Here is a 15,805-nt window from a genome sequence, read left to right as displayed (position 1 = left end):
TAATTTTGAGTTGCTTTTATATGAGTTCATATCCTTTGTGTTTTTTATACACTCAGGGAAACCAAAAGAAATTTTACCCCCACACGGTGAATCAAAAAAAATATGGAGAATCGACTAACGACGTCTGGAAACGGGTAAACTCATAAAATATTTCGGTGAATGAACCAGGCGACTTCCATACCAGCTAAACATTTCGCCATCTACGAGAAGGACCTCGGCGTCTGGAAAAAGGTCTTGATATTTTTGAATGTGTTTTTCCTTGAAAGGGTAAGGCTCTGAGGATAGAAAAACATAATCAGGCGTAAGGTTTTTCAACTGACCTTCACTCAGCTCGGGATATCGTTTCATGTCACCCACAGTATTTTCCAAACCTAACCATTGCAATAGAAAATCGATGAAATTTTGGGACGCTGCTACCATGACCGGATGCTGCCAAATGAGATAAAGCACTTGGCCCTCCAGTTTATCTTTTACATTTTCAAATCCTTGTTGAATTTTTTCCACGATGTGTTTCGATTGAGAAACACTGTCAGTCATCAGGCCAATATTTTGAATGGTCTTTAGTGCATCTTTCAGATCGAAAATATCTGATATATAAACCACATAATCCTCACATAATTGCTCAATCCCTTCTTCGTAGTTTTCTTCTTTGTTGGCGATGATCAAGTCCGGCTTCAGCTCTTCAATTTGATCAAAGTGAAATTTTTTGGTGCCTCCAATTTTCGTAGCTACTCGCTGAGCATGGGTAGGATGTATACAAAATTTAGTGACTCCGACTATTCTTTCCTGCAATCCCAGATCAAAGAGTAATTCTGTTAAAGAGGGAACTAATGAAATGATCCTTTGAGGAGGATTTTTTATGGAAATCGTTCGGTTGAGATCGTCGGTGATTTGCATTAAAGCTTCAGGGTTTTTTCTTTCATCCTCAAAACAGAAGTGTCGTTTCCAACATGCTGTTCCAATTCATCTATGGCTATCCAAGCCACTTCGTTTGATTCCTCATTTTTCTTCAGTTGTTCGGGTTTGTTGGCGATGAAAGCAAATCTGATATCATAGTGATCATGTTCAGGCACATCCTTCCTTTGTGGTATACTATGAATATCAATATCAAAAAAAGAATCACCAATAAGGCTGACGTCTGTAATTCCGGTCTCTTCTTGCAATTCCTTTAAAGCCACACGTTTCACATTTTCGTCGCCGTCGGCATGCCCTCCTGGTTGGAGCCATCGATCCAGTTTTTTATGATGTAATAAGGCCACTTGATTAAAGTCTGATGTCAGCACCCAAGCGGAAGCCGTGATATGGCCTGAAAGCAAGGAACGTTCAAAGCAGTTATCAAAAAAAAGCAGGTCCAAAAACCTGCCTTTGTATTTTTCCTCTTCCTTATAGGGAGTATGATACTTTTCTATCTCAGACCTAAGCCATTCTCGATTCATAATTATTGTACTACTGTATTGACTTTATTAATTCGGCCTTCTACTAATTTTTCTGTTTGTACACCGCCTCCTACATTTGTTTTACCATCGAAGTCTGCATGAATGAAGTAGCTTGTTACTTCTAACTTTTTAAATACTACTTCCCCATCTTCGTCTGTGGTCTTTTTTACCAGTAGGTTTTCACCTGCGCGGTAATCTTCCTCTGAATTAAATAAAGAAACCTCAGCCCCTTTCACAGGATTTCCTAACTCATCTAGGACAAGAACTTTCAATGAAGTGGGTAATAGATGCAAATCCGTATAGGCATAAGCTGACACAGCAAAAACAGTCAAGAAAGTAATAATCAAATACTTTTTCATCTTTTATATAATTGTTCTAATTACAATTTATCATTTATCGTGCCGAAAAGCTATTGTCAATTTTTATCTGAGTATGGCCACTCCTCCACGCTGCTCTATTTCACCTAATTCAGGCATTAAAGAACTGGTAAATCGCATGACATAGATGTAACTATCTATTTTTAGAATTTTACCACGGTAGGTACCATCCCACCTGAAGGCTATATCTTCAGATTGGTATACCAACTCTCCCCAGCGAGAGTAGATTTTGATTTCAAAGTTGTCTACATATGGATTGGGATAGACAAAAAACTCATCATTGAATCCCGGTGAAGTGTCAGGTGTAAATGCGTTTGGAGCATGAACTTTTGGTAGACAATCGTCAATCACCTCAACATTATCTCGAATACAAGTAAAACCATTGCTCAGAGTTACTTCATATACACCTCCTTCATTAGTATTTAATATTCGGTCGGTCGATATCAATACGTCATCATTGATGAGGGTCCATTCATAGGTACTAAACTGTCCAGGATCCAAATCCACTGAATTGTTAGCTGGGTCTGGGTCCTCACTACAAATCATTTCTCGATCGCCTAATAATAATTGATCCTCGGTAATCGGAACAACCATCAGGTTTAAGGAGGCGTCTGCTTCACAAGTACTAAGGTCAGAAGCCACATGAATGGAATAAGTACCACTTTCGCCAACGGAGATCTCGGCACTTTGATTTTCTAAAATTTCACCTGTAGGGCCGGTCCAAGTAAATGTAACATCTTCAGTAATATTTGAATATGCTGTCACAAATACTTCTTCATTATTATCGCAATTTGGAGAAGCTGCCGCAAAAACCGTCAATTCACTAAATACGTTTACATCACGCGTGGTCGTACCGGTACAGCCTGTGCCCTGATCCAATACCAACACATCGTATGTCCCCGAAGATGTAATTCCCCTTCTAGATCCATTGGCTCCATTGTCCCACTGATATCCCCCATTTCCGACCAATCCATTGGTAACATTGGCAAATAAAATCAGAGAACTTTCGCATTCAGCGCCTTCTTCTAAAATCTCAACAATTGGAGCCGGACTCTGAACAACGTTTACAGTCTCGGTAACCTCACAATAGCCCGCTCCTGAAGAAGTGACTGAATAGTTTCCACCTGCAGATACAGTAATCGTCTCGCCTAATGAAGAACCTACAATTCCTGGCCCACTCCAGGTATAGGTAATAGCTGGATCAACCGTGGTTGGATAGATACTAATTTCGCCTTCAGTTCCACATACATTCTGAGGAGTGGTAGCATATTCTGCTAACGGGCTACCTGGTAATAATATATTGTCAAAAGATTGCGTACAGTCATTGCCACTTATTTGTTCGACTACTGTGATTGAATAAGTGCCTGAATCCAGATTATTGATTGAAAATGTTGGTGCCGGTGATGGGGAAGCGCCTGCACCAACCGCTAACGAACCAAATTCATCAAATAATTCATAAGTTACACTTGCTATTGCCGCATTAAGTTCAATGGCAAGCATACCATCTCCCGGACAATCTGGTGTAGGCACATAGTTGTCTATTGTAAACCCAGCACCTGCATCATCCACAGTAGCTACTTGACTTAATGTACATCCGGTAAGTGTGTTGGTTACTGCTATCGAATATCCTCCTGGGTTGAGTGTATTAGGCGTAGTAATCAACGAGGGACCAGCGACTGGTGTTGTACCAATGGGAGAAGGGCCAGTTACGGTGTAATTGAAACTTCCAGTTTCTGTTACATCTATATCAATTGTTCCATCATTGTTTCCGCATCCGGTAGTAGTTCCGCCTATGGTTGTAAACTCAGGATTATTTACTATAGTAAATGCCACATCATCTGTTGTGACACAATTCAAGATGTCCTCAACAGTGACTTCGAAGACATATACGCCCGGCACGGAAGTATCTACTTCTTGTGTCCGCAGTACATTTCCATTCGCCGATCCATTAAGCGTCCATAGATAGGTAGAGCCTGGATTCAAAGCATCCAGGTCAGCAAAAGCAACATCCTGACAAATTGTTTGATCTGCTCCAAGGTCCACTTCTGGTCTTGTATCATCTATGAATGACTCCCTTGGATCAGATTGACAACCATCAGAATTTGTTATGAAAACAGAAATCAATGCAGGTGAATCAACTTCGATGGTACGCGTTGTTTCTCCTGTGGACCATGTATATGAAAAGTCAGCAGTATCTACTGGCCACGCTTCCAAAGTCAATGGCCCATTACAAAGTGCCGCAGCATCGAGCAGGGTTGGCTCGGCAGGAATCGGAAAGATATCTACAGGCTCCAAAAAAGTTGTGTCTAGCCCACATCTGTTGGTCACTTGTAGCGTTACATTGTAAGTGCCTGATAGGTTATAGATATGGGTGGTATCTTGAACAGCTGCCGAAGTACCATCATCAAAAGACCAGAAAAACTCATCGATGATGGAAGTACCGGTACCACTAAATTGTGTTTCAAGACCTAAACAAGGGTTCGTATAGGAGATCCCAGGATTTTGCGTACTCAGCGGAAGCTCTTGCACAAAATTAGGAAGCCCCAGTCTACTGGTTCTCCCCATTAGATCGAATCCACTTTCATTGAATGAGGCCGCTGCGTCATCACTGTTGGGACTATTTATCTGCCCAACAGATGTTTGCCCATCCACTGCTAAGTAAATAATTCCATCTGCACCTGTCTGTAGAGCACCGTATTGCAGGGCACTTGTACCTAATGTGAATTTTGATGCTTCTATATCCGCCTTGGCGGTAGGCGCATTTAAACTGTCCAAATCATATTGGAGAAGTGTTGAGCCTGAACCTCCATTGGTACTGACATACAACCTTTGTAAACTGGATGAAAATTCAATCCCGTACACCTGGGCAGGTGCTGCTTCTTCAATATCTATCTTGGCTATACCAGTAATTTGTCCGGTGCTATCTGCTACACTGAATAGTTCAACAAAATTTTCGGTTTCATCCTGGAAAGCTACGGCTATCACACCACCGGCGGCCGCATATTTCATTTGAGCCCGACCTGTTCTCTCCTCATCAAATCGCATGACACTACCCGCTGAAGAAGTAATGGGGGCTCCTATTCCATTTGGTGTAATGGGATAGGACCTGAATTGATTATTCCCGAATTCATGAGTAACCAACCAAGTAAAACCTTGACCTAAACCAAAAGCAGCTATCCTTTCTGTGCTATTGGTGAAAAGAGAAACATCCTTAACAATCACTTCTCCTTGAGCGGTATCCTGCCGCATATCTACTACGGCATACTTCATGTCATAAGTAAAATCTCCATAGACGGGATCGGTAGTAAAGACATAATAAATAGAACTGTCTTGAGGTAATGGGACTATCATCACTCCCTGACTAGAATTAGGATCTCCACCAATATTATCTCCATTGTCCATTATTCGATGATTTTTATTCCAAATGGTTTCTCCATTGGTATAAAACAATACATCACCATTCAAGTCCGAAACAGAGGACGCTCCTTGAGCGGAGCTCATCAAATTAGCATCTGTAATGGCCGTAGTCATCGGCGGATTAAAATCAATTCCGGCATTTTCACCGAAGTACCACTGATTTCTGAAGATGTTCGTGTCTTCGTAAGTATCTACTTTTACATAGTCGTAATTAATGCAGCCGGTCGCGGCACTTTTTACTGCCACAGAAAACAACCCTGTGGTATCTACATTGATAGACTGTGTGAATTCACCAGTATTCCAATAATACCACTCTCCTCCTGGCCCTGCGTCATAAGTGAATATTTCTCCGATGCATCTCACGGTATCCATCCCTAAATCTATTTGCAAATCATTGTCTACAACAGTTATTGAGCGTGTGTACGTTTCTATGACTCCATTTATTTCTACAGTGAGAGAAACGGGATAGCTGCCTGCAGCCTGAAAAGTATGCACAGGGTTAATGGCGTTAGTCGAAAATCCGTCTCCCATATCCCAAGTATAGCTTTGCGCTGGTGGTTCTACATTAGAGAAGAATTTGGTCGTCCTTAGCGCACAAGTATCGAGATATGAAAATCCTACAGAATCAAATGCCTCAAAATGTGGCGCTGCAAAATGTGGGAATTGAGTGCCGCTGATACCAGATGGAGTGAAAGCTAGACTATCATAACCTACATTGAAGAATACGCTATCCACATTATAAATACTATCAGCTTCTAAAATGACTCCTAATTCGATCGCTGTGGCACTTGTCTGTTGATACAAGTGGTAGATATTGTTGTCCGGCCCTCTTTGCACTCCATAACTTCTAAATACTGGTTGAAAGAGGATAGAATTTACGGTATTGAGAGGGTCATCCATATTGAATTGATATAGATCTGCAACCGCTCCAGCACCGCCATATCTTGATATGTATAGATTATTTCCACTAGCTGACCATTCGATGTCATACACGGCCTCAGTACCAGAATCAGCATTACCTGTATTTAGTATGGCTGCATTCAGAGTAAGTGCACCCGTTACAAGATCAAAATCATATAAGGTCACATTTCGATTGGCGTCTTTTGGCGCTACTGCCAATACTGAATTATTAGCGTCATATGCGAATGATGCAGCTTCAAAATCAGGCGCAGAAACGTCGTTCAAGTCAAATGTCTGGATAGCACCTATAACCCCATTGTTGATTTCAAGTACTTGAAAGTCGAAAGTTGTTCTATCGTTTGTTATGACCCAATAATTGTCAATATTTCTTTGAATAACTATCATCGCTTCAGAGGGATTGGTCAACCCAGTCCCAATATTCTTTCTTGCCCCGTCTACATCTCCTAGCGGAGGTTCTCCACCGGCAGCATTTCCTACTAGGTTTCTATCTGCCACTGTGTATAAAATTTCTGGGCCTGAACCTCCAGGGTTTGTAAAAATGTAATACTCTCCATCAGTATAAGGCATAGGCATCACAGCAGCTGACCGGTTGATACTCGCATCTCCCCCTAATCCGCCACCATTTGGCACTAAATCATGGTTTGCGTCGTAAACGTTCTCTCCATCAGAATAAAATAAAAGATTGCCCGTAACGGGATCAGAGATGACCATGCCCCCTCCTGTACCATAAGGAACGAACTGCAAAGTATCGAGCTGTGCCCTTGCATCGGACTTGTTGAATGTGATGGTAGAGGTAGAATTACCGAACAACCAATTATATTCTGAATAGTTTTGTGCTTGAAGTAATGTGTTGGAAGAAATGAACGACAAAAACACAACCCACAATGGGATGCTATTTCGTTTCACCACGTTAATCGTTTCGATAAGGGTTCTCAAATCTTTAACTGTCCTTTTTAATTATATTAGGAGTATGGTAATCAAGGGCTAAAAATAACTCAATTACTAATACTAACGATGACAAAATATATTTCAATGCATATAACCCAACAAAAAATAATTGATTTCTCATTTGGGACAATATTTTATATTTTGCAACGATTCTATTTAAAGGCATAGGCCTGATTTAAACAAACAGATGCAAAGAATTTCATTAGTCTTACTAATAATAGCTTCACTGCTTAATACTAACAAGGCCTGGGCTCAAGACCCTCAGTTTTCGCAGTATTACTCAGCGCCGTTGTATCTGAATCCAGCTCTCGCTGGAATCACACAAGAGGGCCGCGCGGGACTCAACTATAGAAATCAATGGCCGTCGATAGATGCCAACTTCGAAACCTTCTCCGTCTATGTAGACAATAATTTTGATGAAAAGAACAGTAGCGTTGGTCTTTTATTTGTCAATGACAAAGAAGGGTTAGTTGGTCTTCAATCAAATGAAATCGCGCTACAATATGCCTATCAGGTCAATGTGAATTACAAATGGGTTTTTAGACCTGCATTTCAAGTTTCATACACCTCTCGAAATGTAAACTTCAATAAATTGGTTTTTGGAGATCAGTTGGACAACAACGGAGTGACTGGAAACCCAAGTGCAGAACAATTCAATACAGACTGGAAGGTGAACTATTTCGATATAGCCTTAGGCGGTGTGGTATATTCTGCCCGAGCCTGGATCGGAGTGTCTATGCATCATATACGTGAACCTAATCAATCTTTCTTAGGTGATGAAAGTCCATTGCCTCAAAAGCTATCTATTCATGGAGGATATATGTTTCCTTTGAATACAGGGTATTCCAAAGGAGAGACAGTATCCGGTGCAAAAAGAAGCTTATCACCTACTTTCAACTATCGAGCTCAAGGAGAATTCAACCAACTGGATTTAGGTCTGTATTTCACCTGGGATCCTGTAATATTTGGCCTATGGTATAGGGGAATACCTCTCAAAAGTCCTGAAGGAGGTGGGTCTAATAATGAGTCATTAATATTCATGTTTGGCGTGACTCAAAAGAAATTTACCCTAGGTTATAGCTTTGACTATACCTTATCCAACCTAGGGATCCAGAGTGGGGGAGCACACGAGGTTTCATTGATTTATAGTTTCAAGTGGGGAGACCCTCGAAAACCATCACGTTCAGTAAGGGAACTGAAGTGCCCGCTCCCAATGATTTTCTAATTCCTCAAAATCCTTAGATTTGCGCAAAACAAAGCGCATGGATTACCAAACAATTCTCTACCTCCTTATTGGGATTTTAACTTTCGATTTTTTACTTAATAAGGTATTAGGCATACTGAATAATAAAAGTAGAAAGCAGCCCATTCCGGATGAATTAGACGGTATTTATGATGAAGAAAAGTATCAAAAATCCCAAGCCTACCAGGCAGAAGTGTTTCGGTTTTCCATAATCAGTTCTTCTTTCAGTTTTGTGCTCATGTTGTTTGTTCTTTGGTGGGGAGGGTTTGGTTGGCTGGATGAATATTTGAGAGGAATGGCTCCTGTTGAGCCTTTGACATCTTTGTATTTCTTTGGCGTAGTCTATTTTGCATCCGATATCATAGGCATCCCATTCGATCTTTACGGAACTTTCGTAATCGAGGAAAAATATGAATTCAACAAGATGACAGCCAAGACTTATATTCTTGATAAAATCAAAGGCTATGTTTTGACATTGATTTTTGGAGGAATTATCGCATCCCTTTTCATTGTTTCAGTGATGTTTTTTGAGGAAAATTTCTGGATATACTTCTGGGTTATCATCAGCATATTTATGATTTTCATCAATATGTTTTATACCTCACTGATCATTCCGATGTTCAATAAACTGAGCCCATTAGAAGACGGTGATCTCAAAACAGCCATTACTGACTATAGTCATACCGTAGACTTCCCTTTGAATAATATTTTTGTAATAGATGGGTCTAAGCGTTCTTCAAAAGGCAATGCCTTTTTTTCCGGTTTAGGCAAAAAGAAAAAAGTAGTTCTATACGATACGTTAGTAGAAAAGCACACTAAAGAAGAACTTGTAGGTGTGTTAGCTCATGAAGTAGGTCATTTTAAGAAAAAGCACATTGTCTGGTCTATGCTTCTTAGCATTTTGCAAACTGGCTTTATGCTGTGGTTGCTTTCTAAGTTTATATTTAGCAGCGAAATCTCATGGGCGCTTGGGGGCAACGTCACTGCTCTGCATCTGAATGTTTTTGCCTTTGCGATTCTTTTCTCTCCCATTTCAACGATCATAGGAGTGTTTATGAATTTATTTAGCAGAAAAAACGAATATGAAGCGGATGCCTATGCAGTAAACACTTATAAAAAAGAACCACTGATCACTGCCTTGAAGAAACTCACATCTGATAGTTTAGGGAATTTGACGCCACATCCTTGGTATGAATTTATGAATTATTCGCACCCAAGCCTTCTCAAAAGGATTAGAGCGATGCAGGCGATTAAATAAAATCTATTTCAGATCTAAAAGGAAACTTCATGAAGTACGTATAGGCCTCCTGAACACTCATTTCTCCTTCGATAATGTTGTGGAGCGTCTCGGTAATAGGAACACGAATATTGTAACTTTCAGCTAGTCGATCGATGATTTTGATAGTATTCACTCCTTCCGCTACTTCTTCCATTGATTGAATAATATCATCCAGTGATTCACCTTTGGCCAACCGATAACCTACAGTAAAATTTCGGCTTAATTTTGAACTACAGGTAGCCACTAAATCTCCAACACCCGCAAGACCCAAAAAAGCTTTTGTATTGCCCCCTAAAGCATTTCCGATGTAGACCATCTCTACCATTCCACGGCTGATAAGCATGGCTCTGGAGTTCTCTCCAAGTCCCATGCCACTGATCATTCCAGTACCAATGGCAATAATGTTCTTGAGTACCCCGCACAACTCTATCCCGATGAGGTCGCTGCTACCATATACCAGGAATCTATCATTTTTCAGTAGTTTTTGACCTTGGTCTATCACTTCTTCAAAATGACTGGCTACAACAGTAGCTGCTGGCTGTTTCTCTTCTATCTCTTTGGCCAAATTTGGACCTGCCAAACAACCTACGCGTAAAACTGAAGTTTCTTCCAGTATTACTTCACTCATGGTTTTTACATGCTTTCTTGAGAGAGGGTTCTTTTTTGAGATCTCTTCACCTTCCTTTAGAGTTAAATCGAGTCCCTTGGTGCCATGAATCAATATATGATAAGGTTTCAAGAAAGGAGACAAATCCCTTATCATTTGTCTAAAATTGGCAGAAGGTACAATAGGGAAAATTATTTCACAACGTTGGCCTACAGTTGAAATATCATTGGTTATTTCAATTTTATCAGACAATGTATGTGAACCAATACTTCTTGACTTAGAAATTTTTTCTGCTTTTTCTTTATCACGAACATAAAGCAACACAGGGCTTTTCTCTGCTAACATATTAGCGATTGCAGTCCCGAAACTACCTGCTCCGATTACACCTACTATTTTTTCAGAGGTATTGTTCGAGCTCATAGCCGTCTAGCCTATTGTGGTAATAATACAGCAAATTCATGTTTTGGATCACCACATCACCTTGTTTGGATAATCCCAATGGAGGTTGTGCATGATACATTCCTAAATTCTTGATTCCATGCTGGATGATCTCATCTTTTTCTCTATTCAAATGATCAGCCAAACCTACTTCGCCTGCATCTCTCATGGCCTTTAAAGCATCCAGTAGGTTGGATAATCCCGCTTTGAAATCTTCGTATGGAATAACCAATTCGTCATCAGATAGTCTTAGCAAACCGTATAAATCTAATGCTTCATGCTTTCTTCCTAGCATTCTGAAAGCAGTAAAAGCAACCAAATGGCTAGAAAACACTCGGTTATGCCTATGAAATTCCTTGACTATTTTTTTACCGAGAATTCGATTGTATTCCTGTTCTCTTTGCGCATCTTCGGTTATCTCTCCATTAGATTTGAAATAATCTTTCAGATCAATTTCATTACCATGTTTGTCAAGACTTTTCCCGTTGATATCAACTTCATTACCTAGTACATCGAGAGCGTTTCCTATACTCACAGAAATATCCGAGCCTCGGGTAAAGAATTTCATTAGGAATTTAGAAATCTTAAATGAAGTAGTGAACTCATCATTTTCCTCATAGTAACGTTCCTGACCTTTGCTTTTCAAATAGTCATTGATCAAGCTAGGAGCTTCTAGCACGAAATGATAATTCAATGTAACTGGTACAATGAAAATTTTCTTTTCCTCAGGGTTTTCTTCGAATTGGAAAATTTGTCTCTGAGCTTCAATAGTTGTGCCTAATAAACCGAGCTTCAAAGCCTTTTCAATTTTACCACTTCTAGATCTGGTTCCTCCTGGGAAAAACAAACTATGGCACCCTTCCCTTAGTGCTATGGTCGAATAGGACTTGAGGCATTCCAAGTATATTGAATTCTTCTTACGACGGTCCACTTTATAAGCACCTACACTATTCATAAAGTAAGCAAATACTTTCAGATTGAATAGGTTCAATCCTGCACCATAAATGAAAGGAGGCAATCCGAGAAATTGTATAATCCAGCCTATGAGAACCGAATCGATATTACTAAAATGGGTCGGCACCATAACCACCGTACCCAATTTGGCTAGTTTTCTCAATTCATCCACATGCCCTTTGATATGAATTTTATCGTCCAGATCAAGTTGGTTACTGAACAAAGACCATGGCCCTTTGACACGCGCAGCGTTCAGCAGACGGCCAAAACCTAGGGTCACCAAAGTTCGCGCCACATGATAATGGGAAGGATTGAAATTACCCGCTATTTCATTACCATAGCGATTGATAATTTCTCTTAATATTTCTTTTAGATGAACCTCTTGTTCCTTTTTTGGGGTACCATCCAATTTAACTACACGTTGTTGAACTCCGTCCCAAAACTCAAAGTCATCTTTCGGGTCTACTTTCCATGGATGCTTCCTTGCTCTTTGCTTCTCACGAAATGCAGTCATCTCAATCTCTTCACGCAATGTGCGTCCGCGACCAAGCGATATCATGTTATCAAAGCTTTCCTCTACAACCAGTTGAATAAACTCATCTCTCTTCTTGGCCATTTGCATAACCGGCCAATTCTGAGTACTCTTTAGAATGGGTTTATATCTCGCCTTTTTATTCCTTCTCCTTATCACCAATGGCTTCATAGAATTAAATTAAAAAGGATGAACTTCCATCCACCCCTTTAGAACCGGCAAATTAACGAATAATATGCGATTTATGGAGGTATTCAAGGAATGATATTTGTCTTTTCACTTCTCCTAAGTCAGATTCAATAGACAGATTTATGATCATAGATCTTTTGTAATAGACTGTTAGAGTCTGTCGTTTTAACAAGGTTCATTTACTCTTTTTGTATTCAAAATAAGCGTGTAAAAAATTCTGACTAATAGAATAACCAAGGTTTATTCGAAAATACCTAGGTGCTCAGTGCGACGACGATTGTTCCACTCGGGACACTATCCCTACACGTAGAGTAGCCGTCCGGGGAACCGGTCGTCGGTGGTATCTAAAAGAATGCATAAAAAAAGGGATGCTGTAGAAACAACATCCCTATTTGATAAAAACTGGCGACGACCTACTCTCCCGCGTATTACCGTAGTACCATCGGCGCTGAGTGGCTTAACTGCTCTGTTCGGAATGGGAAGAGGTGGACACACTCGCAATAATCACCATAAAGTCTTGATGAGTATCTAGTATTTAGTAACTAGATGTTAGACTCTTTTGTCTACTCATTTAATTTTTTTAAAGTCTCAATACTAAGTACTAACTACTCAGTACTGCAAGCTTCGCTTGCTTGACATGAATATTGTGAAAGAAAGAACGTGCAGAACACTGTTATAGAAAGTTTACAGGTAATTAGTACTACTCAGCTTTGACATTACTGCCTTTACACCTGTAGCCTATCAACGTCATCGTCTATAACGACCTTTAAAAGAAATCTCATCTTGAGGAGGGTTTCGCACTTAGATGCTTTCAGCGCTTATCCTCACCGAACGTAGCTACCCGGCGGTGCAGTTGGCACCACAACCGGTAGACCAGAGGTTCGTCCAACTCGGTCCTCTCGTACTAAAGTCAGAGCCTCTCAAATTTCTTACGCCCACAACAGATAGGGACCGAACTGTCTCACGACGTTCTGAACCCAGCTCGCGTGCCACTTTAATGGGCGAACAGCCCAACCCTTGGGACCTTCTCCAGCCCCAGGATGTGACGAGCCGACATCGAGGTGCCAAACCTCCCCGTCGATATGAGCTCTTGGGGGAGATCAGCCTGTTATCCCCAGAGTACCTTTTATCCTTTGAGCGATGGCCCTTCCATACGGAACCACCGGATCACTATATCCTAGTTTCCTACCTGATCGGCTTGTTGGCCTCACAGTCAAGCACCCTTATGCTATTGCGCTCTACGCACGGTTACCAAACGTGCTGAGGGTACCTTTGAAAGCCTCCGTTACTCTTTTGGAGGCGACCACCCCAGTCAAACTACCCACCACACAATGTCTCCCGCTGAGCGGGATTAGGCATCAGATAAATAAAGGCTGGTATTTCACCAACGGCTCCACCACGCCTAGCGACGCAGCTTCAAAGCCTCCCAGCTATCCTACACATCATTTACCCAATACCAATGTGAAGCTATAGTAAAGGTTCATGGGGTCTTTCCGTCCCGTTGCGGGTACGCGGCATCTTCACCGCGACTACAATTTCACCGAGCTCATGGCTGAGACAGTGCCCAGATCGTTGCACCATTCGTGCAGGTCGGAACTTACCCGACAAGGAATTTCGCTACCTTAGGACCGTTATAGTTACGGCCGCCGTTTACCGGGGCTTCAGTTCAGCGCTTCTTCCCGAAGGAATAACGCCCCCCCTTAACCTTCCGGCACCGGGCAGGTGTCAGGCCTTATACATCATCTTTCGATTTCGCAAAGCCATGTGTTTTTGTTAAACAGTCGCCTGGGCCTTTTCACTGCGGCCAGCCGAAGCTGGCGCCCCTTCTCCCGAAGTTACAGGGCCATTTTGCCTAGTTCCTTAGCCATGAATCACTCGAGCACCTCAGGATTCTCTCCTTGACTACCTGTGTCGGTTTACGGTACAGGTACCATACACATAAGTTTAGAGGTTTTTCTTGGAAGTCTGATTAGGCGCATATCAACGCTCCCGAAGGATTGTTGTACTATCAGGTTCAGCTAGCCATGCGGATTTACCTACATCGCCAATACCTACACCCTTCAACGTGCTATTCCGTCAGCACGCAGCGCTTTCACTACTCCGTCACCCCATCACTGAGTATGGTAGTATGGGAATATTAACCCATTGTCCATCGACTACCCCTTTCGGGTTCGCCTTAGGTCCTGACTAACCCACGGCTGATTAGCATTGCCGTGGAAACCTTAGTCTATCGGTGTGCGGGTTTCTCACCCGCATTATCGTTACTTATGCCTACATTTGCTTTTCTATACGCTCCAGGATACCTCACAGTATCCATTCAACGCAGAATAGAATGCTCCCCTACCAGTGTAATAAATTACAATTCTAAGCTTCGGTGATATGTTTGATGCCCGATTATTATCGATGCCCTGTCGCTCGACAAGTGAGCTGTTACGCACTCTTTAAAGGAATGGCTGCTTCCAAGCCAACCTCCTTGCTGTCTCGGCAACTGGACCGCCTTAGTTCAACTTAACATATACTTTGGGACCTTAGCTGTAGATCTGGGTTCTTTCCCTCTCGGACAAGGACCTTAGCACCCATGCCCTCACTGCAGAGTATATCTAACGGCATTCGGAGTTCATCAGGATTTGGTAGGATTTGACTCCCCCTAGTCCTATTGGTAGCTCTACCTCCGTTAGACTTAACCTCCACGCTGCTCCTAAAAGCATTTCGGGGAGTACGAGCTATTTCCCGGTTTGATTGGCCTTTCACCCCTACCCACAACTCATCCAAAGACTTTTCAACGTCAACTGGTTCGGTCCTCCATTGCGTGTTACCGCAACTTCAACCTGGTCATGGGTAGATCACCGGGTTTCGCGTCTACCTCCACTAACTATGGCGCCCTATTCAGACTCGCTTTCGCTCCGGCTACGTCACTTAATAACTTAACCTTGCTAGTGAAGAGTAACTCGTAGGCTCATTATGCAAAAGGCACGCCGTCAGCACACTAAGTGCCTCCGACCGCTTGTAGGCGTGCGGTTTCAGGTTCTATTTCACCCCTTTATTCAAGGTACTTTTCACCTTTCCCTCACGGTACTGGTTCACTATCGGTCTCTCAGGAGTATTTAGCCTTACCGGATGGTGCCGGCAGATTCAAACGGAGTTTCACCTGCTCCGCCCTACTCAGGATACTACTAGGTAATGTAAGCTTACTTATACGGGGCTTTCACCCTCTGCGGCTCAACTTTCCAGTTGATTCTAATTCAATTACATAGTCCATATCGTAGTCCTACAACCCCACAACTGCCGTAACAGTTATGGTTTGGGCTAATCCGCGTTCGTTCGCCACTACTTACGGAATCACTATTGTTTTCTCTTCCTCCAGGTACTTAGATGTTTCAGTTCCCTGGGTTAACCTCCATTGCTGGATAACTAGTCTTCAACTAGCTGGGTTGTCCCATTCGGAAATCTTCGGATCAAATCAT

At 41.8% G+C, this 15,805-nt stretch carries 8 protein-coding genes and 2 rRNA genes; 2 read left to right on the top strand and 8 right to left on the bottom strand.

Going from position 1 to position 15,805, the window contains the following annotated elements; translation table 11 throughout:
- Positions 1–114 precede the first annotated feature (114 nt).
- From ACOQO5_RS15285 to ACOQO5_RS15270, 4 genes are all read right to left on the bottom strand, one after another.
- Positions 115–897, bottom strand: a complete 783-nt coding sequence (locus ACOQO5_RS15285; protein WP_420582564.1) for an ABC transporter substrate-binding protein — start codon at positions 895–897, stop codon at positions 115–117.
- Positions 897–1,436: an NUDIX hydrolase gene (locus ACOQO5_RS15280; protein WP_420582563.1), complete on the bottom strand. Its 540-nt coding sequence runs from the start codon at positions 1,434–1,436 to the stop codon at positions 897–899. The genes ACOQO5_RS15285 and ACOQO5_RS15280 overlap by 1 nt, the downstream gene beginning before the upstream one ends.
- A 2-nt stretch (positions 1,437–1,438) precedes the next feature.
- Positions 1,439–1,795 carry a carboxypeptidase-like regulatory domain-containing protein gene (locus tag ACOQO5_RS15275; RefSeq protein ID WP_420582562.1) on the bottom strand — a complete coding sequence of 119 codons (357 nt, stop codon included), beginning with the start codon at positions 1,793–1,795 and terminating at the stop codon, positions 1,439–1,441.
- A gap of 63 nt (positions 1,796–1,858) precedes the next feature.
- Entirely contained in the window at positions 1,859–7,087 is a 5,229-nt protein-coding gene (locus ACOQO5_RS15270) for a PKD domain-containing protein (RefSeq protein WP_420582561.1), read from the bottom strand.
- Between the two features lie 199 nt (positions 7,088–7,286).
- Between ACOQO5_RS15270 and ACOQO5_RS15265 the strand changes: the two genes are divergently transcribed.
- On the top strand, positions 7,287–8,324 hold the full coding sequence (locus ACOQO5_RS15265; protein WP_420582560.1) for a type IX secretion system membrane protein PorP/SprF: 1,038 nt from the start codon (positions 7,287–7,289) through the stop codon (positions 8,322–8,324).
- Positions 8,325–8,361: 37 nt separating this feature from the next.
- Entirely contained in the window at positions 8,362–9,600 is a 1,239-nt protein-coding gene (locus ACOQO5_RS15260; protein WP_420582559.1) for a M48 family metallopeptidase, read from the top strand.
- On the opposite strand, the gene ACOQO5_RS15255 is transcribed toward ACOQO5_RS15260, so the two are convergent.
- From ACOQO5_RS15255 to ACOQO5_RS15240, 4 genes are all read right to left on the bottom strand, one after another.
- The gene (locus ACOQO5_RS15255; protein ID WP_420582558.1) at positions 9,593–10,648 is read right to left on the bottom strand and encodes an NAD(P)H-dependent glycerol-3-phosphate dehydrogenase; all 1,056 of its coding nucleotides are present in this window, start codon (positions 10,646–10,648) and stop codon (positions 9,593–9,595) included. The genes ACOQO5_RS15260 and ACOQO5_RS15255 overlap by 8 nt on opposite strands.
- A complete protein-coding gene (locus ACOQO5_RS15250) occupies positions 10,626–12,323 on the bottom strand; it encodes a 1-acyl-sn-glycerol-3-phosphate acyltransferase (protein ID WP_420582557.1) in 1,698 nt (565 codons plus the stop codon). Before ACOQO5_RS15250 ends, ACOQO5_RS15255 begins: the two co-directional genes overlap by 23 nt.
- 418 nt (positions 12,324–12,741) lie before the next feature.
- A 5S ribosomal RNA gene (gene rrf, locus ACOQO5_RS15245) occupies positions 12,742–12,853 on the bottom strand.
- A 162-nt stretch (positions 12,854–13,015) separates the two neighbouring features.
- Positions 13,016–15,805, bottom strand: a 23S ribosomal RNA gene (locus ACOQO5_RS15240); the annotation flags it as partial.

Origin of the sequence: Reichenbachiella sp. (genome assembly GCF_965223055.1) — a bacterium.
In the GTDB taxonomy this organism is placed as follows: Bacteria; Bacteroidota; Bacteroidia; order Cytophagales; family Cyclobacteriaceae; genus Reichenbachiella.
The sequence above is the reverse complement of the archived record's forward strand: the minus strand, read 5'-3'. Positions and strand labels throughout refer to the sequence as shown.